Origin of the sequence: Saccharibacillus alkalitolerans (genome assembly GCF_011090185.1) — a bacterium.
In the GTDB taxonomy this organism is placed as follows: Bacteria; Bacillota; Bacilli; order Paenibacillales; family Paenibacillaceae; genus Saccharibacillus; species Saccharibacillus alkalitolerans.
In genome coordinates this window covers 23,542-50,077 of record NZ_JAAFGS010000013.1, presented here as the reverse complement: position 1 = coordinate 50,077, position 26,536 = coordinate 23,542, and the positions used below count along the sequence as shown (strand labels likewise).

19 protein-coding genes are annotated in these 26,536 nt (G+C 58.6%); 4 read left to right on the top strand and 15 right to left on the bottom strand.

Going from position 1 to position 26,536, the window contains the following annotated elements; all coding sequences use genetic code 11:
• Positions 1-99 precede the first annotated feature (99 nt).
• The gene (locus GYN08_RS22270; protein WP_166279544.1) at positions 100-663 is read right to left on the bottom strand and encodes a DUF420 domain-containing protein; all 564 of its coding nucleotides are present in this window, start codon (positions 661-663) and stop codon (positions 100-102) included.
• A gap of 171 nt (positions 664-834) precedes the next feature.
• On the opposite strand from GYN08_RS22270, the gene GYN08_RS22265 reads away from it, so the two are divergent.
• A complete protein-coding gene (locus GYN08_RS22265; protein ID WP_166279541.1) occupies positions 835-1,773 on the top strand; it encodes a DUF6612 family protein in 939 nt (312 codons plus the stop codon).
• Positions 1,774-1,827: 54 nt separating this feature from the next.
• Here the strand turns inward: GYN08_RS22265 and GYN08_RS22260 are convergent, their stop codons facing one another.
• The 7 genes from GYN08_RS22260 to GYN08_RS22230 all read right to left on the bottom strand — a co-directional run bounded on the left by GYN08_RS22260 (position 1,828) and on the right by GYN08_RS22230 (position 10,537).
• Entirely contained in the window at positions 1,828-2,442 is a 615-nt protein-coding gene (locus GYN08_RS22260) for a C39 family peptidase (protein ID WP_166279538.1), read from the bottom strand.
• Positions 2,443-2,569: 127 nt separating this feature from the next.
• Positions 2,570-2,992, bottom strand: coding sequence for an organic hydroperoxide resistance protein (locus GYN08_RS22255; protein WP_166279535.1), 423 nt, complete (start codon positions 2,990-2,992; stop codon positions 2,570-2,572).
• A 237-nt stretch (positions 2,993-3,229) separates the two neighbouring features.
• A complete protein-coding gene (locus GYN08_RS22250; RefSeq protein WP_166279532.1) occupies positions 3,230-3,508 on the bottom strand; it encodes a GNAT family N-acetyltransferase in 279 nt (92 codons plus the stop codon).
• Positions 3,509-3,580: 72 nt separating this feature from the next.
• Entirely contained in the window at positions 3,581-4,912 is a 1,332-nt protein-coding gene (locus GYN08_RS22245; RefSeq protein WP_166279529.1) for a S1C family serine protease, read from the bottom strand.
• Positions 4,913-4,923: 11 nt separating this feature from the next.
• Entirely contained in the window at positions 4,924-6,435 is a 1,512-nt protein-coding gene (locus tag GYN08_RS22240) for an FxLYD domain-containing protein (protein WP_166279526.1), read from the bottom strand.
• Between the two features lie 24 nt (positions 6,436-6,459).
• The gene (locus GYN08_RS22235) at positions 6,460-7,242 is read right to left on the bottom strand and encodes an NAD-dependent epimerase/dehydratase family protein (RefSeq protein ID WP_166279523.1); all 783 of its coding nucleotides are present in this window, start codon (positions 7,240-7,242) and stop codon (positions 6,460-6,462) included.
• A 181-nt stretch (positions 7,243-7,423) separates the two neighbouring features.
• Positions 7,424-10,537 (bottom strand): PAS domain S-box protein, encoded by a 3,114-nt coding sequence (locus GYN08_RS22230; RefSeq protein WP_166279520.1) that lies wholly within the window; start codon positions 10,535-10,537, stop codon positions 7,424-7,426.
• 271 nt (positions 10,538-10,808) lie between these two features.
• Between GYN08_RS22230 and GYN08_RS22225 the strand changes: the two genes are divergently transcribed.
• Positions 10,809-13,205, top strand: a complete 2,397-nt coding sequence (locus GYN08_RS22225) for a putative bifunctional diguanylate cyclase/phosphodiesterase (RefSeq protein ID WP_166279517.1) — start codon at positions 10,809-10,811, stop codon at positions 13,203-13,205.
• A 189-nt stretch (positions 13,206-13,394) separates the two neighbouring features.
• Here GYN08_RS22225 and GYN08_RS22220 read toward each other — a convergent pair whose 3' ends face one another.
• From GYN08_RS22220 to arfA, 5 genes are all read right to left on the bottom strand, one after another.
• The gene (locus tag GYN08_RS22220) at positions 13,395-14,153 is read right to left on the bottom strand and encodes a DeoR/GlpR family DNA-binding transcription regulator (RefSeq protein WP_166279514.1); all 759 of its coding nucleotides are present in this window, start codon (positions 14,151-14,153) and stop codon (positions 13,395-13,397) included.
• Between the two features lie 231 nt (positions 14,154-14,384).
• Positions 14,385-15,317 (bottom strand): manganese-dependent inorganic pyrophosphatase, encoded by a 933-nt coding sequence (locus tag GYN08_RS22215; protein ID WP_166279511.1) that lies wholly within the window; start codon positions 15,315-15,317, stop codon positions 14,385-14,387.
• Between the two features lie 176 nt (positions 15,318-15,493).
• On the bottom strand, positions 15,494-17,197 hold the full coding sequence (locus GYN08_RS22210) for a glycoside hydrolase family 13 protein (RefSeq protein WP_166279508.1): 1,704 nt from the start codon (positions 17,195-17,197) through the stop codon (positions 15,494-15,496).
• Between the two features lie 182 nt (positions 17,198-17,379).
• Positions 17,380-18,867: an alpha-N-arabinofuranosidase gene (locus GYN08_RS22205; protein ID WP_166279505.1), complete on the bottom strand. Its 1,488-nt coding sequence runs from the start codon at positions 18,865-18,867 to the stop codon at positions 17,380-17,382.
• Between the two features lie 25 nt (positions 18,868-18,892).
• Complete coding sequence (gene arfA / locus GYN08_RS22200; RefSeq protein ID WP_166279502.1) at positions 18,893-20,416, bottom strand: arabinosylfuranosidase ArfA; 1,524 nt, start codon at positions 20,414-20,416, stop codon at positions 18,893-18,895.
• A gap of 429 nt (positions 20,417-20,845) precedes the next feature.
• Here arfA and GYN08_RS22195 point away from each other — a divergent pair, with 429 nt between their 5' ends.
• Both GYN08_RS22195 and GYN08_RS22190 read left to right on the top strand, forming a co-directional pair.
• Positions 20,846-22,534, top strand: coding sequence for a methyl-accepting chemotaxis protein (locus GYN08_RS22195; protein WP_166279499.1), 1,689 nt, complete (start codon positions 20,846-20,848; stop codon positions 22,532-22,534).
• Positions 22,535-22,589: 55 nt separating this feature from the next.
• A complete protein-coding gene (locus tag GYN08_RS22190; RefSeq protein ID WP_166279496.1) occupies positions 22,590-23,825 on the top strand; it encodes an extracellular solute-binding protein in 1,236 nt (411 codons plus the stop codon).
• Between the two features lie 85 nt (positions 23,826-23,910).
• Here GYN08_RS22190 and GYN08_RS22185 read toward each other — a convergent pair whose 3' ends face one another.
• Both GYN08_RS22185 and GYN08_RS22180 read right to left on the bottom strand, forming a co-directional pair.
• Complete coding sequence (locus GYN08_RS22185; RefSeq protein WP_166279493.1) at positions 23,911-25,605, bottom strand: glycoside hydrolase family 13 protein; 1,695 nt, start codon at positions 25,603-25,605, stop codon at positions 23,911-23,913.
• A gap of 96 nt (positions 25,606-25,701) precedes the next feature.
• The gene (locus tag GYN08_RS22180) at positions 25,702-26,487 is read right to left on the bottom strand and encodes a glucose-1-dehydrogenase (RefSeq protein WP_166279490.1); all 786 of its coding nucleotides are present in this window, start codon (positions 26,485-26,487) and stop codon (positions 25,702-25,704) included.
• Between the last annotated feature and the right edge of the window lie 49 nt (positions 26,488-26,536).

Sequence of the window (26,536 nt, the reverse complement as noted above, 5' to 3'; positions counted from 1 at the left end):
TATGTAACGCCCCGCAAAGCCCGCTTCGGTTCCGTCTGCAGCAAAAAGGCGCACCCGCTCTATGCGGATGCGCCTTCTTCTTTTCGGAAACAGCCGAACTCAATAATACGGAGCCATGAACAGATACACGATGACGCCCGTCAAGCTGACGTACAGCCAGATCGGCATCGTCCAGCGGGCGATCTTGCGGTGCTTCGGCACCTGCATCGTCCAGCCGAACACCAGCGTGAACAGCGCCAGCGGAACGATCAGCGCGGCCAGAATGCTGTGCGAGATCAGGATGAAGAAGTAAATCGGACGCAGGATGCCTTCCCCGCCGTACTTCGCCGTCTCCGGCGAGACATAGTGGAACGTCAGGTAGGACACAAGGAACAGCAAGGTGGAAGCAAAAGCAGCCAGAATAAACGCTTTGTGCACCGGTACGTTTTTCCGAATGATGGCGATCAGGGCACAGACGAGAAAAATAAACGTAAAGCTGTTGAAGATGGCATTCAGACGCGGAAAAATAGTCAGATTGAAGTCCACGCTGCCCTGGTAGCCGATCGGCGAGAAGAACAGCAGCAGGATAATGATATTCGCAACGACGGAAACGGTAATGATCAGTCCGGCGAAGCTTCGGTTCGTGGTCGGACGGTAATTCTCGTTTTCCTTGGGTGAGCTCATAAGGGCGTATTCTCCTTAAAATTTGTCGTTAACTATTATATCGCGCCAAAGCTTTGATGTTAAGTGACAACAATTTGAAATATTTTCGAAACCGGAAAGACATCAACTTTTTACTTCACAAGACTAAAATGGTAAGGTAATAAGTATCGCACAAGTCGAAAGGGGATCATCATGTACTCGGCAAAAGGAAACCGCAATCGGCATTACCTGATCAACACGTTAAAAATGAGCGCCCTGTCGCTGCTGCTGCTTTCGGCTGCCTGCACGTCGGACAGCGGGACGCAGGAAACCGGCAAAGACGCCAAGCCTTCGGGCGAAACGACGCAATCGGCCGCTTCGGTCTATGACACGGCACTCGAGCAGGCCAAGGCGCTGGAAAGCTACAACATCGAATCGAAAACGAATTACACCGTCGAACAGCCCGCCGCGGAAGAGGGCGCGAAAGCTCCCGACCCGGTGCAAACGGCGATCGACATCTCCGGCGGCGTCATCGCCAAACCGGAAGTCCAGTACGGCTTGAAGATCGATACGCTCGCGCAGGGCCAACAAGGCTCGATCGAAATTTACGCGGCGGGCGACGAACTGTACACCAAAGACGCTTCCGGCGTCTGGACGACGCAAAGCCTCGCGAACGCCGACGAGAGTCCGGCGATCGAGACGGACATGCTCGATCCGGCTCCGCTGCTTGAAAAGCTGAGCGCCTATAAGGACAGTCTTAAGCTTGCCGAGGACGACAACGGCTACACGCTGACGTTCGAAGCGAGCGGCGAACAGGCCGCGGCTTTGATCGAAGACGCCCTGACCCGCCAGCTCGGCGATTCGGCGCAATCCGCGCAGCTCTCTTCGCTGGTCAAAACCGGTTCCGAAGGCAAGGTGAACTACAGCCTGGTCATCGACAAGAAAACGCACCAGCTGACCTCTTCCAGCATGAAGCTCGACACGACGCTGGACGTAAACGAGCAGCAGATTCATATCACCGGCAGTTCGGACGACGTCTACTCCGAACAGAACGCGGTCAGCGAGATCGCCGTTCCCGCCGAAGCGACAGCCGATGCCTCCGCCAAAAGCGAAGACGCGGCCGAAAGCACCGCCGGCACTTCCGGCAAGTAACATTCGGACATGACGCGAAAGCCCCTCCCGGCTCGGGAGGGGCTTTTCGTCCATCTATTCATAAAGCCTGTCCGCACAGGCGCGAAGGGCCACCAGGGTCAGTACGGCCCGATGCGGCGCGTATTCGATTCGCCGTTCGCGGCTCTCGGTATACGTTCCGTCCTTGAAGCGGGTACCCGCATCGTGGACGATCAGCAGCTGCGTTCCGTCGTCCTCGATCCGGTAGCCGCATCCGACCGTCCAATGATAGTCGAACGCCGGGCGTTCGAGCCAGCGGAGCGAGAACCATTTGTCGAATTTGACCGCGACCGGACGGCCTTCGTCGATCTCGCGTCGATAAGCTTCGAAGCTTTTTAGACGCGGCGTCGATGCCCGTGCCGTCAGCCCGAGCCCGCGCAGCCTCGCGTTCAGCTGCCGGCGCAGCCCCAGCGCGAGCACGGGGGCGCTCATCCCGAGCGGCGTTCCGCCGCAGGCCCTATACATCTCGTTGACCGCTTGGGCCGGGTCGGCCGGCAGAGGAGCGAAAGAAGAGCCTTCCCTTTTCGGCAGACGTTCTTCCCAGTAGCGTACTAGTCCGGCAATGGCCGCAGGACCGCATGCGGAAGCGGGAGACCGGATGCCGGTCTCCCACTGGGTGTATGCTTGATAAGAAAGAATGTTCTGTCTCATGCGTCGCCCTCCCGCGGGGCCGGAACGATAGGGTCCCCCGCTTCCTGTGTCCGGCGGCGGCCGGCTCCGTACAGCTCGGAGCTCCGCCGTTCGGCTTCGGCGCGCGAGCGCCTGGTATGAAATAAGCTTAGACGATATTCAAAGTCACATCAATGTTGCCGCGGGTCGCTTTGGAGTAAGGGCATACTTGGTGAGCCGCTTCCACCAGCTTATGGGCCGTTTCCGCGTCTACCCCTTGGATGCTGACGTTCAGCGTCACTTCAAGCTTGAAGCCGTTGTCGGCCGTATCTTTAAGAATCGACACGTCGCCCGTAACGCTGGTGCCCGTGACTTCTTTCATGCGCTGCATGCGGATTACCATGTTCAGCGCGCTGTCGAAGCAGGCCGAGTAGCCGGCCGCGAAGAGCTGTTCCGGGTTCGTTCCGTCGCCGCCGGGACCGCCAAGACCCTTCGGCGTTTTCAGGCTGATATCGATGATCCCGTCCGAAGAAGTGACCTTGCCGTCGCGTCCCCCTACTGCCGTTGCTGTTGCGGTGTACAATGCGCTCATTTGAATACTCTCCTTTTCGCTTTTGAATGTAGGCGGTTAAAACCGCATTTCAATTGCTTACAATATAATTGTATTCTATTAAAAATACAATGTCAACATTGTTCGCAATTTAAATTGTGAACATTTCGTCACTGCCTGGCGCATGCGCAAAAAAAGTCCCGAAGCACCGCAGGGACGCGGCTTCGGGACTTGCTTCGGCTTTCCTTCGAACGCGGATACCGCCGGATCTCGACCGACTTAATCTTTCTGCCACACATCCGCATACGCTTCCTTGCGTTCGAACAAGGCGGCGGCAAACGGACAGACCGGATCGATTTTCGCTCCCTTTTCCCGCGCCAGCTCCACCACGCGTTCCACCAGCTGCTCGCCGGCTTTGCGCCCGCGCATGGACTCCGCCACAAAGGTATGGTCGATCATCAGGACGCCATCCTCGCTGGGCATGTACGTGACTTTCCCGACCTCCTGTCCGTCTTCGATCATGACGAAGCCGTTTTCTTTCTGCTCGATATTTGCCATGGTTACGCCTCCTCGGTTGTCGCTTTTCTTCGCACCCTTGTTTTTCGCCAAAAAGGCCCGGACGATTCGTTCTTACTCGTACTGCGATTTGCCGCTTAGAATTTTGAGCGTGTCCGAAGCTGCTCCTTCTTCGTACCCGACCTGATACACCAGATCGTACACCTCGGCCGCGGCTCCTTCTTCGCTGCGCTCGTCGGCCGTAATCGACACGTACACGCTGACGGTGCCGTCCGCGTTCTCGACGCCGACGCAGTAATCGAGGTAGACGCCCAGCGTGTCCTTATAACCGCCCGCGAATTTCTCATAGGCCTGCCTGTTCTTCCACTTTTCGCCCAGCAGCCCGTAAGCGCTCCGGTAGTCTTTCAAGGACACCGCATCGTAAAAGGCGTACAGTACGTCCTCTGCCGCATATTCCAGCTCGGTCGCACCGCCGTAGTCGTCGTCGCCGTACGCGTAGTCGTCGCCGTACGCTTCCGCATCGCCGCCTTCCGGATTGCCGAACGCATCATAGCCGTAATCCGGATCCGGCAGCACGTCCATCGGCTTCTTCGACCACTCCCGCGCCGCGTCGACGATGCTGACGACCGGGATGCTGAACCCGATGCCCCCTTCGTCCGTTACGGCCGAGTTGATCCCCAGCACCCGTCCCGTCGCGCGATCGACGAGCGGTCCTCCGCTGTTGCCGGGCGCGATCGGGGCCGAAATCTGGTACAACCCTTCATAATAATAAGGCGCGATGTCGAAAGTCCGATCGACGCCGCTGACGATACCCGTCGTTACCGTATTTTGCAGACCGAGCGGACTGCCCAGCGCCAGCACTTCGTCGCCGATCTCCGCTTCCGCATCGAGTTTCATTTCCAGCGGTTCTACTCCCTCCAGGCCGGCCACCCGGACGACGGCCACGTCGGTCTCTTCGCCGATGCCGATCACCGTGCCCTCCATGTCTTCGGACCCGGACGTCGTGACGGTCACATCCTTGAAGCCGGACACGACGTGGGCGTTGGTCAGAATGTCGCCGCGGTCGTTGTACAAAAAGCCCGAGCCGATCGACCCGTCGGACGTCTCGATCATCACGACCTTCTCGCCGACGGAGGAAATGATGTCTTTTAGCGTCCGCTCTTCGGAGGACGGTTCGCCGCCCGTACTTTCTCCGTTCGGCGCGGCTTTTTCGGGAGAGCTGCCGGAAGCGTCTTTCCCCGTGCCGCCCGCCCCGCTTCCGCCCGATACGGGCAAGCTTCCGGGCTCCCTCGAAGCGGTCTTGGCGCCGCCGGTGGAAACTTCCGCCAGCAGCGGGCCTTCGCCGCCGTGTACGGAATAACTTCGATGGATGGCATAAGAGCCGGCGGAGCCGGCGAGCAGCACGGCGGCGCTGACGATTACGCTGATTAACGTTTGCTTTTTCAACGCGTCCCCCCCTACTCCCTGTACCAACTGACGGAGTCGATAATGACGATTGCTCCTTCTTCCGCGGACGCCACCTTGTCCGTGAACGAAGCTTGGCCGCCCGGCTTCAGATCGGTCGGCTGAAGTTCCGTCCACTCTTCGCCCAGGAAAGAACCGTTCGCGTCGTAAGCCCGAAACTCGATCAGCAGATCGTACATCGGTGCCGAAGACGCGTTTGTAAGACGGCCCGAGAAGACAAGCCCTTCGTCCTCAAGCTGCCGCTCGAAGCCTTCCATACGCAGTTCGCCCGTTCCCGCCGCCAGTTCGGCGCCCGAGAGATAGACCAGGCCGGAAGAATCGGATCCTCCTTCGGAAGCGAGCGACGAGATCCGCTTCTCCAGCTCAATCAACCGCTCCGCCTCCGGCACATAGCTTCGGGCTTCGTCGACGACGGCGGCCGCCTCGTAATAGCTTCCGCTGGCGATGGCTTGTTCCGCCTCGTCGCCGCCCACCTTCACGATGCGGTCGCTGATCAGTTCCACGACCGGTCCCTTGTCCGGGGCGGGGGAAGCGGAAGCGGTCTTCATCAGACCGGCAAGTTCGTCCAGCGTCTGCGCCCCTTCCGCTTCGGTACGAAGACCGGCAAGCTCTAATTGTTCGCGCAGACGGTCCAGACGATCGCGCAGACGATCGTAAGCCCGGCCCTGCAGGCCGGTCAGTTGCCCCTGAACCTCGTCCAGAACGACCGCCGCGCCGGAAGCATCCGCTCCGCTCAACAGCCGCTGCGCCTCGGCAAGCCGGTCTTCAAGGCGGCGAATGGTCCGCACCGCCTGCAGGTCGCTCCGGATGCCGGGATCGCCCGGACGCTTCTCCAGCGCCTCGCCGAGCTTCGCCTCGGCAATTTCGTAGTTGCCGCCGAGCGCCGCGTCGGCCGCCGTGCGCTGGATGCCCGAGGCTTCGGCGCTGATGCCCCGCTCGACATTCACCTGCCAGAGAAGCGCTCCGGCCGTGAAGAGAGCCAGCAGCGGCGGAACGAGCCACACGCTCGCGCCGCGGCCGCCCGAAGACGTCCGGCGGTCGGGGCGCTCTTCCCCGCGCAGGACACGGCGATCGCCGTGCGGCTCCGGCGGCGGGGGAGCAAAACGGGCTTCCCGGCTCCCGGCGGCGACGGGCCGCATCCGAGGCGGCGATTCTTCCTCCGGGCTTTGCCTTTCCCCGCCCGGCGCTTCGGAGGCCGCTTCGCCGCCGGCCTTCGTCAGCCGCACGGCGATCGGTTCGACGACGGGCGGAAGTTCGGATGCCGGCACGCTTCGCGTATCCGGCCGCATGCCGCCGGCGGACGCGTCGCCGGAAGCGCCGTCCGTTCCGGCCGTGAACGGTTCGGCCGCCGGAACCGCCGATCCCGGTTCTCCGGATCGACACGGCGGTTCCGGCGAGTGTTCGGCGGCTTTTTCGGCCGCCGCTTCGGGCTGCCTTACGCCGCAGCTGATGCAAAAACGGCTGCCCTCCGGCAGTTCCGTACCGCATTGTACGCAATGCATCATCCTGCTCTCCCCCTTGTCTCGCCGTTAGCGGCTCGCATATCCGCCGCCCTGAAGCGGCGTATCGTCGTTCTTCAATCCGCCGTACAGCCTCTCCGCCTCTTCGCGGAGTTCGGCCGCGTCGTCCTGCGGCACGTAGCCGATCAATTCTTTCAAATAGCCGATATCGTAATAATTTTCCAAATTGGCGGAAGTGCCGTATAAGCTCAGAAAGTCGATGGAAGGGTCCGCTTCGATGCAGCAGACGAACAGGGAAGCCAGATCCCGCTCCGAGATCCAGATTTTCATCGCTCTCTCGGAAGCGGGCGGTCGGTCGCCCGGGTAGTTGCCGATCCGGACGTTGAACGAGGAGAGACCGTGCTTGTCGGCGTATAACCGACCCAGCAGCTCGATATAGCACTTGCTCAGTCCGTAGAAGCTGTCCGGCCGGTAAGGGTCTTCCGGTCCTACCGATTCTTCGGACGAATAGAAGCCGGTCGCGTGATTGGAGCTCGCGAACACGACCCGGCGCACGCCGGCTTCCCTCGCCGCCTCGTAAATATGATAAGCGCCCGTCACGTTGACGGGCAGCACTTTGCCCAAAAAGTCCTCTTCGTCCTCGGCCCAACCGATATGCAGAACGGTATCGACGCCCCGCGCCGCTCTGCGGACCTGCTCCGCATCCGTCATGTCCAGCGCGGCGATTTCTTTCGCCTCGTCCGCCTCCAGATCGGTCGCGGCAATCTCGTACCGGCCGGTCTCCCGCAGCCTTTTGGTGAGACTCCAGCCGACCTTGCCGGACGCCCCGGTAATCAGCAGCTTTTTCTTCAACGGGCCTTCCTCCTCTTACAGGTTATGGATTAAGCATTATTACCCACAATCAAGGAAGACGGCGACGCCGACGCAAAAGTTTATTCTTGCTTCTTCCCGTAAAAGCGCAAGGGCCGCCCCGATCCTCGAAAGGCTTATCGGAGCGGCCCGGCCGCACGGTGTCTATATGCGTTATCTATACTCAGATGCCGAGCCGGGCGATTCTCCGCTTCCATTTCTCGACCAGCGATTCGACCTCCGACGCAAACAGCGGTTTGCTGATAAAGTCCTGTATTCCCGCCTCCCGGTACTGCTCCCGGTTTTCGCGGTCCGCGAAAGCCGTCACCGCCACGATGACCGGCTCTTCGCCTCCCGGCAGTTCGCGGATGCGCGCGGCGGCCTCCAGTCCGTCCATTTCCGGCATTCGCGCGTCGAGGAAGATCAGATCGTAACGGCGGCTTGCGGCCGCCTCGACCGCTTCCTGCCCGCTTTTCACCACATCGCAGACGCAGCCGAATCTGACCAGCATCTCCGCCAGCAAGCGGCGATTCACCGAATGATCTTCGGCGACTAGCACGCTCAGCGTTCCTTCGGGCGCGACGAACGAGTACCCCTCGCGCGCTTCGCGTACGGAAGCGGCCGGATTCGGAATAAGCTCTCCGCTTCCTCCGAGCACTCCCGGCAGTTCTTCCTCCGGAACGTTCAGCGGGAGCGTGAAGTGAAAGCTCGATCCTTCGCCCTCCCGGCTCTGGACGCCGATGAAGCCGTTCATCAGTTCGACCAGCTTTTTGCAGATGGCCAGACCCAGCCCGGTGCCGCCGTACTTGCGGTTGATCGACGGGTCGATCTGGGAAAAGGACTGGAACAGCAGCCCCAGCTTGTCCGGCGCGATGCCGATTCCCGTATCCCGCACCGACACCTCCAGCGTCAGCGCGTTCGGCTGGTGGAAAAAGCCCGGCTCGATCGTGACCGCCACGCCGCCTTCCTCGGTAAACTTGATCGCGTTGCTGATCAGGTTGACCAGCACTTGTCGGAACTTGGCGGGATCGCCGATCAGCACTTCGGGCACGGACGGCGCGACTTCGACCGTCAGCTCCAGCCCTTTTTCCGCCGCCCGGGACGAAAACAGGTCGACCGCCTGGTCCAACACGCGGCGAACCTGCATCGGCTCTTCGTTCAGCGTCATTTTCCCGGCTTCGATCTTGCTGAAATCCAAAATTTCGTTCAGGATATGCATCAGCCCTTCGCTGCTCTGGGCGATGATGTCCACGTACGAGCGCTGCGACTCGTCCAACTCCGTCTCCGACAGCAGCGTCGTCATCCCGATCACGCCGTTCATCGGCGTACGCAGTTCGTGGCTCATGATCGCCAGGAACTCGGACTTGGCTTGATCGGCGCGCTCCGCCGATTCTTTGGCGCGGATAATTTCCTTTTCTCCGGTTATGTCCGTAAAGACCACAACCGCCCCTTTGCGCTCGCCCTGATCGTACAGCGGCGTCACCCGGTAGGAAACGAGAAAGCTCGAACCGTCTTCGCGCCAGAACACGGACTCGTTGGCCTGATGCGGCTCCCCGGTCCGCAGCGCCCGCATGAGCGGCGAATCGTCGGGGTCGTACTGAAGGCCGTCCGGGCTCGCCTGCTGAATCCCGTACAGGTTGAGCTTGTTCACGGCGTCGTTCGGCCGGCAGCCCAACATTTCCGCGCCCGCCGGATTGATGAAGACGAGCCCGCCTTCGAGATCGGTTCCGAAGATGCCTTCGGACACGGAGTTAAGAATCAGCGTATGTTCGTAACTCAGCTTCTCGATTTGCTTCAGATGCCGCTTCCGCTCCGTGATGTCGCTGGCAATTCCGTAGGCGCCGACGATGCGTCCGTCGACGATGATCGGCGTGTTCGTGACGCTTACGTCGATCAGGCTGCCGTCTTTGCGGACCAGGCAGACCTCGTCCGTCTGCGCTTCGCCGCGCTTGACGCTCTCGAAGCCCGATTGGACGCGGCCCCGATGCTCCGGCGACGCCAATTCGGCGATCGGAATGCCGATCAGTTCCTCTTCCCGGTAGCCCGTCAACATCTCCTGGCTGGCATTGACCGTTACGTAGCGTCCCTCCAGATCGTAAGCGTACACGCCCGACGGGTTATAATCGAACAGCGATTTGTACCGCTGCTCGCTTTCCCGGATGAGACGTTCGATCGTCACCTGTTGGGTAATATCCTGCACCATTCCGACGAGGCGCAGCGGCCTTCCTTCGGGTCCTCGCCACAGCTCGTGCCTTACCTGAATCGTCTTGACGGTCCGGTCGGCCAGGATGACCCGGTAAGTGACGAAAGGCTCGGCTTTTCCCTGAAGAAGGCGCTCCACGTATTCCTCGACGGCACGGCGATCGGCGGGGTGGATAATCCGCAGCAGCGAATGCGGGTAGCTCTCGTCCTGCCGCACTTCATATCCGAAAATCCGTATCGTCTCTTCCGAATAATGGAGCTTCTCTTCGAGCAGGTTCCATTCCCACGAGCCGATATGGGCGATTCGCTGAATTTCGTCGAGCATGTCCTCGTACATCTTGCGGGTAGAGACCTCACGGCCTATTCCCATAATCGTGTCCGCTTCGCCGATCCGTCCGGGAATAATTCGGAACATCGTTTCGAACCAGAAATAACGTCCGTCCTTATGCCGAATCCGGCGCATAAAAATTTGCCCCTGCGCGTCTTTCAGCGATAAATTCGCCATAGCCTCGATATCGTCGGAATGGTAGAATTCTTTCCGGTGGCGGCCTACCATTTCTTCCCGCGAATAGCCGAGCAGCGACTTTACCGAAGGCGACACGTACAGCAGCCGACCGTCCATCGTACTCTGCGTCACCAGCTCCCTGGTGCTCTCCATGAGCGCTTTATAAGCATCGCTGTTCTCCAGCAGCCTCTCGCGATCCTGATGCTCCGTCGTCACGTCGAGCGCGTGCACGATAATGCGCCGGTCTTCTTCCCCTTCCGTCTCCAATCCGGCCATATGAAAAGATACCCAGACATGGCTTCCGTCCTTGCGGCGGCAGCGGCACTCGAATTCGCGCGCCTGCTCCGGATTGCCGATCATTTCGCGAAGCTCCGCGTCGATCGGCTTCTCTCCCGCAGCGGCTCCGTCCCGCAGCAGCTGCATAAAGCCGATCCCGACCAATTCCTCCGCCCGGAAGCCGAGGATGCGTCCGAACTTGGCGTTCGCGTATAGCAGACGTCCGTCATGCGCCGCCAAAGCGGCGATTCCGACCGGAGACTGCTCATAAATTCGTTCGAAGACCGTGCTTTCCCGTTCCGGCTGCTTGTTCATCCCATTTCTCCTCGTTCTGCCGCATATTCCGCTTGGACGCCCGGATTCTTTCTCCGGTCTTCTGCGCGCATCATTTACCAATAGTATACATTTATTTTTTTCGAATCCAAAATTTTTTTGATTGTCGAATTTGGTCGAATATACTTAAACTTTTATGTCTTTCGATCTACTTATTAGCCTGCTTGCCGTCGATATATAGATAAGAAGCCTGTCCTCCGCTTCACGAAACAAAAAACGGTCAATAACTTGTGATAAAGCGAGCTGAATAACGATGACCCACTACTCCAAAGCGATCCTGATAAATGAATACTTTGCCGCAGCCGGACTGCTCTGTTCGGTCATCGCCTGTCTGATGATTCCCCTTCTGACGTCCGGAGGCGTCCGTTCCCTGCGCGAGCTGCTTTCTCCCGCCCGGATTCCGCGCCTTGCGCTCATGGGTCTCTGCTTCGGAGGGACAGTCCTGTTCGGCACGCTGGCCGTTCTTCCCGGGGAGTTCGTTGCTTATGAATTTCTGTATCTGCTGTTCCCCTCAGCCGCGGGTCTCCTGCTCTGCATGCTGGCGCTTCGGCTGACGGGCGATTCGGGAGGGTGGAAAGGCGCGCTGCACTTCACGAGCAGCGCCGCCGTACTGACCGTTCTGATTATCTTGTTCAATTATTCGAACGTGTATCTGCTGTTCGGGCGTGTCGACCTGCGGGCGGAAGTGATATTGACGGCCGCCATCGGACTCTTTTCGGCGCTGTTCTCGCTGGTCCGCCTGGCGCTGCTCGTGACGCGTCGAACCGGACGCATCTTCGAACGCTTCCCGCCCGCCGGGCTGCTCTTTTCGGCCGCGGCCACGACCATCATCCCCGCCGTCATGACCCTGTCCGCCATGCCGGCCGATATCGACAGTCTCGTGCCGGGCATTTCCGACCGTCTGGCTCCCTATATTTTATTGTTTACGGTTGCCGTAGGCCTGATGATCTTGACGGATCGGTACCGGGAAGAAGATGCCGAGAAAAAATACCGGGAGCTTCACGAGAAAGAAATGCATTATATGTCGCTGTTCGACTATAATCCCGACGCCGTATTCGCGCTCGACGACGGCGGCCGCATTTTCGACATGAACGGCCGCGCCCGAGATATGGTATCCCGGATTCCCGAAGGGGCGGGGCTCCATATGATTACCGAGTGGACGTCGACGGACCAACAGGATAAAATTCTTCAACACTACGAAAAGGTCCTGGGCGGCGCTTCCGACGAAATCGAAGTGACGCTTCAAATCGGAAGCCGCGAACCGGTCAATCTGATTCTGACCTCCCTGCCGATCCTGATCGAAGGGCGCTTTACCGGCGCTTACAGTATCGCCAAAAACATTACGGAGAGCAAGAAAAACCAGGAAAAGATTCGGCATCTTGCTTATTACGACGAATTGACCGATCTGACCAACCGCAAATACATGCGCGAATACGTCGACAACCTGGCGAGCGGAAAAAAGGACCTGCCTTTTTATTTGTTCTTCGTCGATTTTGACCGCTTCAAAAAGATTAACGATCTGTTCGGTCACGAGTTCGGCGACCGGGTCATCCGGCATTCGGCCCTCAAGCTGCAAAATGCGCTGCCCGCCGGCACGGTACTGTCCCGCTCGACGGCGGACGAGTTCATTGCCGTGCTGGATTCGGGACTTGATCCCCTTCAAGCGGCGCAAGCAATCGTCCGCGAGTTCTCGCTGCCGTTCCAGGTCGGCCAGCAGATGATCGGCTTGACGGCAAGCATCGGCATCGCCCGCTTTCCCGAAGACGGAATCGACGGCGAGACGCTGTTTAATCATGCCGACCTTGCCCGGTTCGACGCAAAAAGCCGGGGCGGCGGACGTTTCTCGCTCTTCGATCACAGCCGGGCGCAGGAAAATCAGGAGCGTCTGATTCTGGAGCGGGATCTGCAGGCGGCGATCGAGCAGGATCAGCTTGTTCTGTTCTACCAGCCGAAGGTAGATACGCGTACGGGCGAGCTGGTCGGCGTCGAAGCGCTCGTCCGCTGGAAGCATCCGGCTCTCGGCATGGTTCCGCCGCTCAAGTTCATTCCCGTCGCCGAAGAGTCGGGGCTGATCGTGCCGCTGGAGCGCTGGGTGCTGCGCACGGCCTGCCGCCAGATTCAAGCCTGGGCCCGCGAAGGCCGCCCTCAGATTCCGGTCGCCGTCAATATTTCGCAGATCCATTTGATGCAGACCGACATCGTGGAGAGCGTTCTGTCCACGCTTGAAGAACGGATGATCGACCATCGCCTGCTGGAATTGGAAGTGACCGAGAGCGCGATGATGCACAACGAAGAACAGGTCATCGCTATCTTGAGCCGCTTCAAGCAGGCGGGCATCGCGATCAGCCTGGACGATTTCGGCACCGGGTACAGCTCGCTCAGCTATATGCATCTGCTGCCGATCGACTGCCTGAAAATCGACCGTTCGTTCATCAAAGACATTACGACGAACGAGAACAGCCGGGCGATCGTCGAGATGATTCTGACCATGGCCCGTCAGCTCGAGCTGCGCATCGTCGCCGAAGGCATCGAGTACGAAGAACAGGTCGCGCTGCTGCGCGACCTGCGGTGCTTCGTCGCCCAGGGCTTTTACTACGGCAAGCCGGTCCCGGCGGAAGAGATCCATGTCTGCAGCGATCTGAGCTCCTGAACGAAAGGCGGCTGCGGCTCCGCGGGATATACGCGCGAAGCCCCCGCATCTCCCGCTCGTTCCCGCTGCATCAAAAGGCCGCCCGGCGTCTTGCGACGACCCGGCCGGCCTTTTTGCCGCCGCGCGGCGAACGTCCGCTGCCCGTTCGTCGCACCGCTTATGTCCCCTTCAATACATTCCCGAAAACGATCAGCAGATAACTTCGACTCCGCTCTTTTCCAGACGCTCCATCCATTCGTCGGAGGGCCGGCGGTCGGTGACCAGGTAATCGACGGCGCCGAAATCGAACAGCTTCACGAACGCCACTTTGTCGAACTTCGTATGATCGGCCAGCAGTACCGTTTTGCGCGCCTGCTTCAGCATTCGCTTTTTCAGCTCGCTCTCCGGTTCGTTCGAGTCGGTCACGCCGTATTCGGCGGACAGTCCTTTGCAGCTGAACAACGCCGTGTCGACGACATACTTCGATACCGTCTCGTTGGCGACCGCCCCGACCAGGGAATTGGAATGCGGGCGCAGCGTGCCCCCGGTCGAAATGACGGTATGCCCCAGCTTGGCGTATTCCGCGAAAATAATGCTGGAATTCGTAATGACGGTCAGATTCTTCTTCGTCCCGCCCAGCTCCCGCAGAGCCTCGAAGACCGTCGAGCTCGGATCGGCCATGAGCGTATCGCCGTCGGATACGAGCCGGGCCAGCTTGCGGGCGATATCGTTCTTTTCCGGCAGGTTGGTCGTGTGGCGCGTCTGGTAGGACAGATCTTCGTTCGTATGCACGTTAAGCACCGCTCCGCCGTAAGTCCTCGTCACGATGCCTTCCTTCTCCAGCTTCTCCAGGTCGCGGCGGATCGTCTCCTCCGTCACCTCGAACAGCGAGCTCAGAGCGGCGACGAACACTTTCTGGTCCCGTCGCAAAAATTCGATAATTCTCTCTCGGCGTTCAAATCCCAGCACATGCATCCCCTCGATTCGTTCATTCGGCGGCCGCCCCTTCGGGATTCGGCCTCGTCCCTGTGTATGTTCTGTATCAAGTATAGTGGATGAGGCGACGGGGGAAAAGAACAAAAGGCCCGGCGGACGATTCGTCGTGCGCGAATCGGGCCGCGGCACGCAAAAAAACCGGCCCTCCGAACGGAGAGCCGGTTATCTCGGCCGCCCGAGGCAGCGAATGCCTCGGCGACGGTGTTATGCTTCTTCGAAAGCTTTCGTCAGCACCGGAACGATCTGCGATTTGCGGGAAACGACGCCCTTCAGCAGCGCTTTGTTGCCTTCGAGCGTCACGCCGTAAGCGCGTTCGACCGCGTCGGCCTTGCTGCCGAGCACGATCGCGACGGAATCGTTGTTGAGGATGTCCGTGATCGCCAGAACGAACAGATCGAGGCCCTTATCGACGATCTTGTCTTTCAACGCCGCTTCCAGGTCGGCCTGCTGCTCCAGCACTTCGTTCACGTCGACCGCGTTGATCTGCGCGATTTCGACTTTGTTTCCGCCCATCGTGAACTCTTTCGCGTCGATGGAGATCAAATCCTGCGCCGTTTTGCCGCTCAGGTCCGCGCCGGCTTTGAGCATGTCGAGACCGTACTTGTCGAGATCCACGCCCGCGATTTCCGCCAGTTCCTTGGCAGCCGCCACATCCTGCTCCGTGCAGGTCGGCGACTTGAACAGCAGGGAGTCCGACACGATCGCGGAGACCATCAGGCCGGCTATTTCTTTGCGGATCTCCACGCCGTTTTCCTTGTACAGTTTGTTCAGGATGGTCGCCGTGCAGCCGACCGGCTCCGCGCGGTAATACAGCGGGTGAGCCGTCTCGAAGTTGGCGATGCGGTGATGGTCGATGACTTCCAGCACATGCGCCTGCTCGATATCCGACGCGCTCTGCTGACGTTCGTTATGGTCGACCAGAATAACGCCTTCCGACTGGTCCGCCACCGTCTCCACCAGACGCGGAGCTTCGACGCCGAAGTGCTTCAGCGCGTACGCCGTTTCGCCGTTCACTTCGCCCAGACGGACCGCTTCCGCGTCGACGCCGAGCTGCTTTTTCAATTCCGCGTACGCGATCGCCGAAGTGATCGTGTCCGTATCCGGATTCTTATGACCGAAAACCAATACCTTTGCCATGGTTGAACGCCTCCTCAGAGCTTATCTCCTGAATTCCGATGCTAATTATATCATTAATTCGGGCGCGGCAACATCTTTACCGGCGGGTTTTCCAAAAAAACGGCCGGCGTTCGGAACCCCGGGCCCCGGACGCTCCCGACCGAGCGACCGACCCGGCAGCCCGCTATCCGGATCGCTTACTTTTCCGGCATGGGCTTCAGCCCGCCGAAGACGATCGCTTCGTACGGCCGCAGCTTCGCCGGAATCCCGTGTCCGTCGGCCGGGTAGTTGCCGAGCAGCCGCCGCGCCGTGTCCAGGCAGCCGCAGATTTCCCCGGTAAGCTCGAACTCCGCCTCCCGGTCCGAGAGGTTCAGCAGGACCAGCCCCTGGCTGGCGGAGCATCGGCGCACATAGGCCAGCACCTGCTCATGCTCCTCCAGCACGGGCGCGTACTCGCCGTGCACGACGACGTTCGCATGCTCCCGGCGGATCTCGATCAGCTTCCGGTAGTAGTTGAGCACCGAGTCCGGATTTTTCTCTTCCGCTTCGACGTTGATCTCTCGGTAATTCGGATTGACCGGCATCCAGGGCTTGCCCTCGCTGAATCCGGCGTTGGGCCCGGCGCTCCACTGCATCGGGGTGCGCGCATGGTCGCGGGTTCCCGCCAGCACGCGCCGCTCGACTTCTGCGGGATCTTCGCCTTTTTCCGTCTGCGACCGATAATAGTGAACAGCTTCCTGGTCTTCGAGCCGGTCGACCGACTCGAACGGATAATTGGTCATGCCGATCTCTTCCCCCTGGTAGATGAACGGCGTGCCCCACAGCGTATGCACCAGCGTCGCCAGCAGCTTCGCGGATTCCACGCGGTAGCGGCCGTCGTCGCCGAACTGCGACACCAGGCGCGGCCGGTCGTGGTTGCTGCCGAACAGGCCGAACCAGCCTTGATCTTTCAGCTCCTTCTCCCAGCGCGTTATGATCTCCTTCAGCTCGCTCAGCTTCCAATCGCGGGACTTGAACGAATCGTCCGGATCGCTGCCGATATCGGGAGATTCCATCATGAAGATCATGCTCAGCTCCCGCCGTTCGGGAGCGGTGTAGCGCTTGACGTCATCCATCGAGACCATCGACGTTTCGCCGACCGTAATCGTGCCCTCCTTGTGCGAAAAGCCTTTTTCGTTCAGCTCCCTCAAGTATTCATGCACTTTCGGTCCGTTTTTGAAATGTTTGTATCCGCTGCCCTGGACCTTTTTCTCCATGCTGTCGGGCAGTTCGCTTTCTTTGGAGACGACGTTGATCGCGTCCAATCGGAACCCGTCGACGCCTTTGTCCAACCAGTAGCGGATCAGGCCTTGGATTTCTTCGCGCACCTTGGGATTGTCCCAATTCAGGTCGGGCTGCGTCTCGCTGTACAGATGCAGATAATATTCGCCCGTAGCCTCGTCGTACGTCCATGCGCTGCCGCCGAGATAGGACGTCCAGTTGTTCGGCGGAGATCCGTCCTCCTTGCCTTGGCGCCAGATATAATAATCGCGAAACGGATCGTCTTTCGAGGAACGGGAGCGCTTGAACCAACGATGCTCGGCCGAGGTGTGGTTCAGCACCAGGTCCATCCACAGTTCCATGCCGCGCTTATGCGTCTCCTCGAGCAGTTCTTCCCAATCCTGCATCGTGCCGAATATCTCGCCGATTTCGCGCTGGTCGCTGACGTCGTAGCCCTGATCCTCGAGCGGGGAACGGTAGACGGGGCAGATCCAGATCGTATCCGCTCCGATCGACCGGATATAGTCCAGCCGGGACACGATCCCCCGCAGATCGCCGTTCCCGTCCCCGTTCGAATCCTGAAAGCTGCAGGGGAAAATTTGATAGACGACTTTTTCTTTCCACAAATCGCGCCGTGTCATAAAAGAACCCCTTTCTCCGCCGTCCGTGTCGGACGCTTCGTTATGCGCATCCGTTTATAAAAAGGCACCTGCCTAAATGTTTACCCGGAAGGAGACAGGAATTACCGCTTGCTTGTCGGCGCTTCGTCCGCCTACGCAAAAAGGACGGCCGGAGCATTCCGGCCGTCCTTGAGATTCCGTTCTTAACCCTTGATCGTCAGCACCGTTACCGACATCGGCGGCAGCGTTACGGACAAAGCGCCGTTCTCGCCGCGTTCGAAACCGTCGAACGCCTGCGGAGCGATCGTGTCCGGCTGTTCGAACGTGTTATGCGCCTGCATGTCGCCGGAAGTCAGCACGCGTCCGCTGACGCCGCCTTCCGCTCCGATGCCGCGCAGATCAAGCTTCACGTCCGCGCCTTCCGTCGTGCTGATGTTGCACAAGCTGATATGCACGGCGCCGTCTTTTCTGGATGCCGATACGCTCACCTGCGGCAGCGTTTCGCCGTTCAGCTCGTAATCCGGCGTTTCCACGGCCATCTGCAGCACGTCGGCGTCCTGGTGCACCTTGAACATCTCGAACACGTGATACGTCGGCGTCAGCAGCATCTTGTCGCCTTCGGTCAGAATCATCGCCTGCAGCACGTTGACCATCTGCGCGATGTTCGTCATTTTCACCCGTTCGTGATGCTTGTGGAAAATATGCAGATGCAGGCCCGCGACCAGCGCGTCGCGCAGCGAGTTCTGCTGGTACAGGAAGCCCGGGTTGGTGCCCGGCTCACTCAAGAACCAGGTGCCCCATTCGTCGACGATCAGCGCCACTCTTTTCTCCGGATCGTATTTGTCCATGATCGTCGTGTGGCGGGTGATCAGCTCGTCCATATGCAGCGATTTCTTCATCACTTCGAACCATCCGGCTTCGTCGAAGCCGAGCGCCGGTTTCTTCTCTTCCCAGCTGCCTTCCATCGTGTAATAGTGCAGGCTGAGCCCGTCCATATGCCGGCCGGCTTCGCGCATCAGTACTTCGGTCCAATGGTAGTCGTCGACGTTCGGTCCGCCCGCGATCTTGAACAGCTTGTTATCGCCGTAATTGCGCGAATACGTCTGATAGCGGCGGTATTCGTCGGCATAATACTCCGCGCGCATATTGCCGCCGCAGCCCCAGTTCTCGTTGCCGACGCCGAAATATTTCAGTTTCCACGGTTTCTCCTGTCCGTTCTCCTGCCGCCATTTCGCCATCGGGGATTCGCCGTCGAACGTCATGTATTCGATCCATTCGCTCATCTCCTGCACGCTGCCGCTGCCCACGTTGCCGCAGATATAAGGCTCCGTCTCCAGCAGCTCGCACAGCCGGAAGAACTCGTGCGTGCCGAAATGATTGTTCTCCACGACGCCGCCCCAGTGCGTGTTGACCATCCGTTTGCGGCCTTCGCGCGGGCCTACGCCGTCTTTCCAATGATACTCGTCGGCAAAACAGCCTCCCGGCCAGCGCAGCACCGGAATGCTGAGATTTTTCAGCGCTTCCAGCACGTCCTTGCGGATGCCGTCCACGTTAGGCATTTCCGAGTCTTCGCCGACCCACATGCCTTCGTAAATGCAGCGTCCCAGATGCTCGGCGAACTGTCCGTAAATGTTGCGGTCGATCTTGCCCAGCGCCACGTCGGCGTTGACGATTACCGATGCTTTGGTCATTGAATATTCTCCTCTGCCGAAAAAATTATCCCTGCTTGCGCAGACGGATCACGTTCCACGAAGCTTTTGCCAGACGTCCGCTCACGATGCCGTCCTTCAGTTCGGAAGCGCCGCGGTTATGCGGAGCGACCTTCTCGCTGTCGGCCGTGTTGACGGCTTTGAGGTCGTCGTTCTCAAGCACGATATGTTCTTCGATCGCATAACCTTCGAAGCTGCGCACGTCGCACGTCAGATCGAGCGCTTCGGTCAGGTGACGGTTGAGCGCGAAGATCGTGAGCGTGTCTTCTTCTTCGTTATGCACAACGGCGGTGTCCAGATACGGTACATCCGTGTAATCCTGCGCATCGTATTTCGGCGAATCCACGACCGGCTTGAGCGAGACGCCGCGGCCGTAGACGGAAGCATGCAGGTACGGATAATAGATGGTTTGTTTCCACGAACGTCCGCCGTTCTCCGTCATGATCGGCGCGATAACGTTGACGAGCTGGGCCATGCAGGCCGACTTCACGCGGTCCGCGCGGCGCAGGAACGTCATCAGCATGCTGCCGACGAGCAGCGCGTCTTCGAAGTTGTAGACGTCTTCGAGCTGCGGCGGCGCCACGCTCCACGGGCTTCGGTCGATCTGAGCGTCCGCTTCGTTGGAGTGGTACCACACGTTCCATTCGTCGAAGCTGAGCTTCATCGTCTTTTTGCTGCGCTTCTTGGCCTTGATATAATCCGTCGTCGCGATAACCGTATGGATAAAGTGGTCCATGTCCATGCCGCGCGCCAGGTAGTTCGCCGTATCGTTATCCCGGTTGCCGTAGTATTGGTGCAGCGAGACGAAATCGGCCACTTCGTATGTGTGATCGAGCGTTTCCGCTTCCCACGACGGGAACGTCGCCATGCCGGTGCTGGAGCTGCCGCAGGATACAAGTTCGATCGTCGGGTCGATCAGGCGCATCGCTTTGCCCGTTTCCAGCGCGAGGCGTCCGTATTCTTCCGCCGTCTTGTGTCCGATCTGCCACGGTCCGTCCATCTCGTTGCCGAGGCACCACATCTTGATCTTATGCGGCTCTGCGAACCCGTGCTGCTTGCGCAGGTCGCTGTAGCGGCTGCCGCCCGGATGGTTGCAGTATTCCACGAGGTTGCGGGCGGCGTCGATGCCGCGCGTGCCGAGGTTGACCGCCATCATGACGTCCGTTCCGGCGTCTTTGGCCCAACGCATGAACTCGTTCGTGCCTACGTAGTTCGGCTCCAGCGTTCTCCACGCCAACTCCAGACGTTTCGGACGGTCTTCGACCGGGCCTACGCCGTCTTCCCAATCGTAGCCCGATACGAAGTTGCCGCCCGGGTAGCGTACGATCGGCACTCTCAGGTCGCGGATCAGCTGCTTCACGTCGCCGCGGAATCCGTATTCGTCGGCCGTCGGGTGACCCGGATCGTAGATGCCTCCGTATACGGCGCGTCCGAGGTGCTCGATAAACGATCCGTAGATCCGTTCGTCGATCTCGGAGATGCGGAACGACTTGTCGACGATCATTCTGGCTTTCAGGTTAGATGCTGTCATGCGGTTCATTCATCCTTTCCTTCTGCAAAAATATGATGAAGGCCCATCCCGATAGAACGCTTACATTTAAGGTTTTGTCAACTCTTCATCAAAGGATTGCGTGCTCTCAAGCGTACACGCTTCAGGTCCGTTCGAGGGCACGCAATCTTACTTATCACGTTGACAAAACCTAGTTGTCGAACCGCAAATCCGGACGGGCCTTTTCCTGCGCCGCTACCCGGTTGTACGGGCGGAAGAACCTTTACGCACCCAATGTATCACGCATGTCCGTACAAGTCAATTCTTATGTGAATCATTAATATTTATATTAAGTATATGTGCAAACGTTTTCCCTATACAAAATAGCAGAAAAGTATCCGATAACTATAGAAGGGCTTTGGCCTAATCGGCAAATACTGATCTATATACAGGTAATGGGGGGGTTCGATTTTGAAGTTATCGCTTCGCAACAGACTGCTTCTTAGTTTTTCTTCAATCATCATTCTTTTCGTGGCCACGGTCGGCATTACGAGCTTGATGAACCAGCGCATTACCCGGTTGAACGACGAGATCCAAGCGACCAATAAACGGATGGAGACCGTGCAGCGGCTGAATTTGTTCGCGCGAACCGCCAACGACGAAGGCGCGCATTACCTGCTGGCGCCGGACCATTTGAAAAGCGGCTTCAAGTCGCGTTTCGACGAGACGGTTTCTTTTCTGGACACCGAATTGAAACGGCTGAAAGAAGCGACCGTCGATCCGGCCGGCATCGAGCAAATCGAAAAGTTCAATACGCTGTGGTCGGCTACCGTCGCGGATAAACAGGCTTTGATGGCGCTGGCGGACAGCGGGCAAAAAGCCGAAGCCCAGCAAAAATACACGCAGCAGTCGTTCGATCCCGTGGCGTTTTCCCTGTTGTCTTTCGTCGAAGAGCAGCAGGCGAAAATCGAAAGTTACGAACAGGAAATTCAGGAAGCCCGTCTGCAAATACGGATCGCAAGCTACGTACTGGTCGGCTTGGCGGTACTCTTGTCCGTGCTGATCGCTTACCTGCTGTCGAATTACTTGATCTCCCGTATTCGCCCGCTGATCCGGGTTGCCGATTCGGCGACGAAAGGCGATCTGCGCGAAACGTCTTTGGCGGTTCGGGGCAACGACGAATTGGCCGATCTGACCCGGGCTTTCTCCGCGATGACCGACTCGCTGCGTTCCGTCTTGAGCAGTGCCGATCAGGTCTCGCATATGGTAGCGGCGTCTTCCGTGCAGCTTCAGGCCGGCGCGGAACAGACCAGTTCGGCGACCAAGCAGATCGCGGACGTGATGCAGAACATTACGGAAGGCACCGAGCGTCAAGCCAATCAGGTCGAACATAACCTGTCCGTCATTACGGGGATCTCGAATCAAGTGCAGAACATCGCGAGAAACAGCGAAGCCGTGATGGAAACGGTCGAGACCACTTTTTCGTCCGCCGAGCAGGGAAAAAGCGATCTCACCAACGCGATCCGTCAGGTGCGAGTCATCGAAAACAGCAACCAACGCCTGGGCGAAGTGGTCGACGGGCTGAGACGGCAGGTCGCGCAGATCGGCGAAGCCACGCAGCTGATTACGGAGATCTCCAGCCAGACCAACCTGCTGGCGCTCAATGCCGCGATCGAGGCCGCCCGCGCCGGCGAACAGGGCCGCGGATTCTCTATCGTGGCGAACGAAGTCCGCAAGCTCGCCGAACAGTCGCGTCTGTCCGCCGACCAGATTCACGGTCTGGTACTGGGCATTCAGCAGGCGACCGGATCGGCTGCCACGGAGATGGAATACGGAACGCAGGAGGTTCGCAAAGGCATCGATCTGATCGAAGTCGCCGGCGACTCGTTCGAAGACATTATCGGCATGATCGAAAAAGTCAAAACGGATGTACGGGAAGTGACCGACTCTACCGTGAGCATGCTGACGGACGCGGAACAAGCCGTGTCGGGCACCTCGCTGATCGCGGACATCTCGCGGGAAACGACCGCGGGCACGCAGAGCGTGGCCGCTTCGACCGAGCAGCAGCGCGCTTCGATGGAAGAGATCGCCGATTCCGCCACCTCGTTGGCTGATCTGTCGGACGAGCTGAAGTCGCTGATCGGCCAGTTCAGTTTGTGATGGGCGAACTTTCGTCCGCAAAGCCGCCTATTTCAACATTCCGAGGAGACTTCATATGAGAAAATTATCGTTTCTGCTGGCAGCTCTGCTGCTGCTCAGCGCTTGTTCCAATCTGTCCGCAGGCTCCGGCAGCGCTCCGGTGGAACTCACCTTCTACAGTTCTTACGACGGCAAGGAAGCGGAACTCGTGCAATCCAGAATCAAGATGTTCGAGTCGGAGAATCCGAATATCAAAGTCAACGTGAAAGCCGTATCGTTTTCTTCCGACAGCTTCAAGACCGCTTTGCTGGGCGACCAGCCGGTGGACCTTTTCCGTTCGGACAATTCTTGGGTACCCGAACTGGCAAGCCTCGGGCTGCTGTATCCGATCGAAAATATGATTTCCGCGGACGACCGGAAAGATTTCGTGCCTTCGGCGCTTCGTTCCGACGAATTCGAAAGCCATCTGTACGGCCTGCCGACGGTCATGGAATCTCTGGCTCTCCTGTACAATAAGAAGCTTCTGCAGGAAAACGGGTTTGCCCAACCGCCTAAGACGATGGAAGAATTAAAAACGATGTCGAAAGCGCTAAAAACGGCGAATCGCTACGGCATTTACGTATCCGATAACTCTTTCTATGCCCTGCCTTATATCTGGGCGTTCGGCGGAGGAACCATGACGGACGATCGGCAGGTCGAAATCGCTCAGCCGGCCTCGGTCGAAGCGCTGAAATTCATGCGGAATCTGATCGTAGACGGGGCCGCGCAGCCTTATCCGGATTTCTCGGACAGTTACAACGTCATGATGTCCGACTTCAAGGAAGGTCGTTCGGCCTTTATGATCAACGGTCCTTGGGCAGTCTCCGACCTGCTGGCGGGAGCCCAGTTCAAAGACGCTTCGAATCTGGGCATCGCGGTCATTCCGACAGGGCCGAAAGGCGATACCGGCTCGCCGGCGGGAGGCCACAGTCTGGTCATCTCCAAGTACAGCAAGCACCCAAAAGAAAGCTATGCGTTGATTCGGTATCTCACGAGCACGGAATCGCAGCTTCTGCATACGAAAGAACTCAAATCGCTGCCTTCGCGCAACAGCGCTTATCAAGACGAGCAGCTCATGTCCGACCCGATCGTGCAGGGCTTCAAAGTTCAGCTCGATGCTGCCAAACCGCGACCGCTGATTCCGGAAGGCGCGCAGATGTTCACAGACTTCACGCCTAACCTCGTGCAGATCCTGACCGGTCAGCAGTCGGCCGAAGCCGGCGCGAAGAAGATCGAAGCCGCTTGGCGTACCCTGCTGGGCTTGGACAAGTAAAAAGATTCGAAACGCGCACGTCAAGGGCTGCCCCAGCTATTCGGGGCAGCCCTGTTTGTCATTCCTATCGATCTCTGGCATGCTTCTATCCCAACCGATAAATCGCCGCCTCGTAAGGCCGCAGTTCGAAGTCGCTTCCCTGCGTCACGCCCGGCTCGTAATTGCCGAAGATGAATTCGCGCGGACGTTCGCACAGGCGTTCCGGACATTTGAACGTCGGCGTGCCGGAGAAGAAATTCAGCACAACCATCAGCGTCTCGTCTTCGAATGTGCGCGTGAACGCATAGATGTCCGTATCGAGCGGCAGCAGCAGGCGGTATTCGCCGTACAGCAGCGCCTGGCTGACTTTGCGAAGCTCGATCAGCTTCTTATAATAATGGAACACCGAATCCGGATCGGCGACCGCGCGCTCGGCGTTCACTTCTTCGTGACCCGGCGACATGCCGATCCACGGCTGCCCGGTCGTGAAACCTCCGTTGGCCGAAGCGTTCCACGGCATCGGGTTCCGGCCCGCGTCGCGCGTGTTGCGCCTCGCGATCTTGAGCGCTTCTTCTTCGTCCATCCCGCTCTTCTTGGCGTGATGCAGGAAGTTCAGCGTCTCTTCGTCGCGGAAATCTGCGGCGGTATGGAAGACGCCTCCGCCGACCAGCCCCAGCTCTTCTCCCTGATAGATAGAAGGCGTGCCTTGCAGCGTCATGAGCAAGGTCGCCAGCATCTTGGCCGACAGCTCGCGATACTCGCCGGTATGCCCGAAGCGGCAGACCGCCCGCGGCTGGTCATGGTCGGCGAGATACGTCGCGTTCCAGCCTTGTTCGTGCAGCACGGTCTGCCAATGGCTGATCGCCTGCTTCAGATTGAGCAGCGTCCAAGACTTGGTCGTCCAGCGCCCGATGCCCTGCGACGAATGGGTCAGCAGCATATGGTCGGAATTCAGCACCAGATTGGCTTTGCCCGGATCGTCGCCGATAAAGTCGAGCGTCTGCGCGGGATCGAGCCCGGCCGCTTCGCCGACCACCATCAGATCGTAGTCGGTGCCGTCTTCTTTGTGCAGCCTTTTGACGATCGCGTTGACCTTGTCCAGACTGGAGAACATCTGATACGCCCGCTCGACCGGTAGATGCTGCGTATTGCCGCTCTCTTCGTCATGGTTATGGCCTTCGGTCTTGACGATATGGGCGATCGAGTTGAAATGGAACCCGTCTACGCCTTTATCCGCCCACCATTTGACGATCTCGTACGCTTCTTCGCGCACTTTCTCGTTCTCCCAATTCAGATTGGGCTGGCGGCTGCTGTACAGATGCATATAATACTCTTCCGTCTCTTGGTCGAATTCCCAGACAGAGCCGCCGAAATACGAGCCCCAGTTGTTCGGGAAACCCGATCCCCGGCCTTCGCGCCAGATATAATAATTGCGTTTATCGTTTTTCTTGGAAGACCGCGATTCTTCGAACCACGGGTGTTCGTTCGACGTATGGTTCAGCGGCATCTCCAGCATAATCTTCATCCCGCGTTCATGCGCGTCTTCGAGCAGCCGGTCGAAATCGTCCATCGTTCCGAATTTGTCCATAATGCTTCGGTAGTCCCGAATATCGTAACCGCCTTCATGGTCGGGCGAATCGTAGACGGGGGTGAGCCACAGTACGTTGACGCCGAGTTCCTGCAGATAATCCAGCTTCGAGAGGACGCCCGCTAGATCGCCCACTCCATCTCCGTTGGAGTCTTTGAAGCTCTTGATATAAATCTCGTAGATGACGCTTTCTTTCCACCATTTCGGATTCACTGTAGGCTCCTCCTTCCGGTTTGACGAACCAAAAGAAGCGGAAGGGCTGCCCTTTTCAAGACGCCTTCCGCTTCCCCTCATTACCATAGAGCGACCTTACCCTTTCCCTCCCTGGAAAGAAGGGTATTTTGTCATGCCTCCGTCGGCAAACAGCGTGATACCCGTCACATAGCTGGATTCCGACGACGCGAGCCAGGCCGCCACCGCGGCAATCTCCTCGGGTTCACCTACGTAACCCATCGGAATCATGCTTTCGACCTGTTTTTTCTGCTCGGGATCTTCGAATTTCTTTTTGTTGATCGGCGTGTTGATCGCACCCGGCCCGATCGAATTGACTCGTATACCATGCGGCGCATACTCCAGCGCAAGGGTCTCGGTCATCATCTTGACGCCGCCCTTGCTCGCCGCGTAATGCACGAAGTGAGGCCATGGAATGATCTCATGGACGCTGGACATGTTGATGACCGTGCCTTTGACGCCATGTTCAAGCATATAGGCGATCGCCTCGCGGCTGCCGAGAAAATACCCCGTCAGATTGAGTTCGATGACTTTGTTCCAGTCTTCGAGCGAGAGCTTGTGCGATTCGACTTCGTTTTCCTTGCCGGCATTGTTGATCATGATATCGAGGCTGCCGAACGTATCGTGAGCGGCTTGGATCAGCTTCTTCACGCCTTCCTCTTCCGAGGTGCTGGCCTGAACGGTAATTGCCCGTCCGCCCGCTTGTTCGATGTCCTTGACCATGTCTTCGATGCCTTCGCTGTTGCTGTGGTAATTGATGACGACATTGGCTTTCTCGCGGCCGAGCCGCATAGCGATTGCCTTACCGAGTCCCGATGCGGCACCGGTCACAATCACGGTCTTTCCTTCCAGGTCCGGATACATAACCATCCCTCCTTCTCTTTATTAGTACACCCGTTCCCGGGAGCAGAAA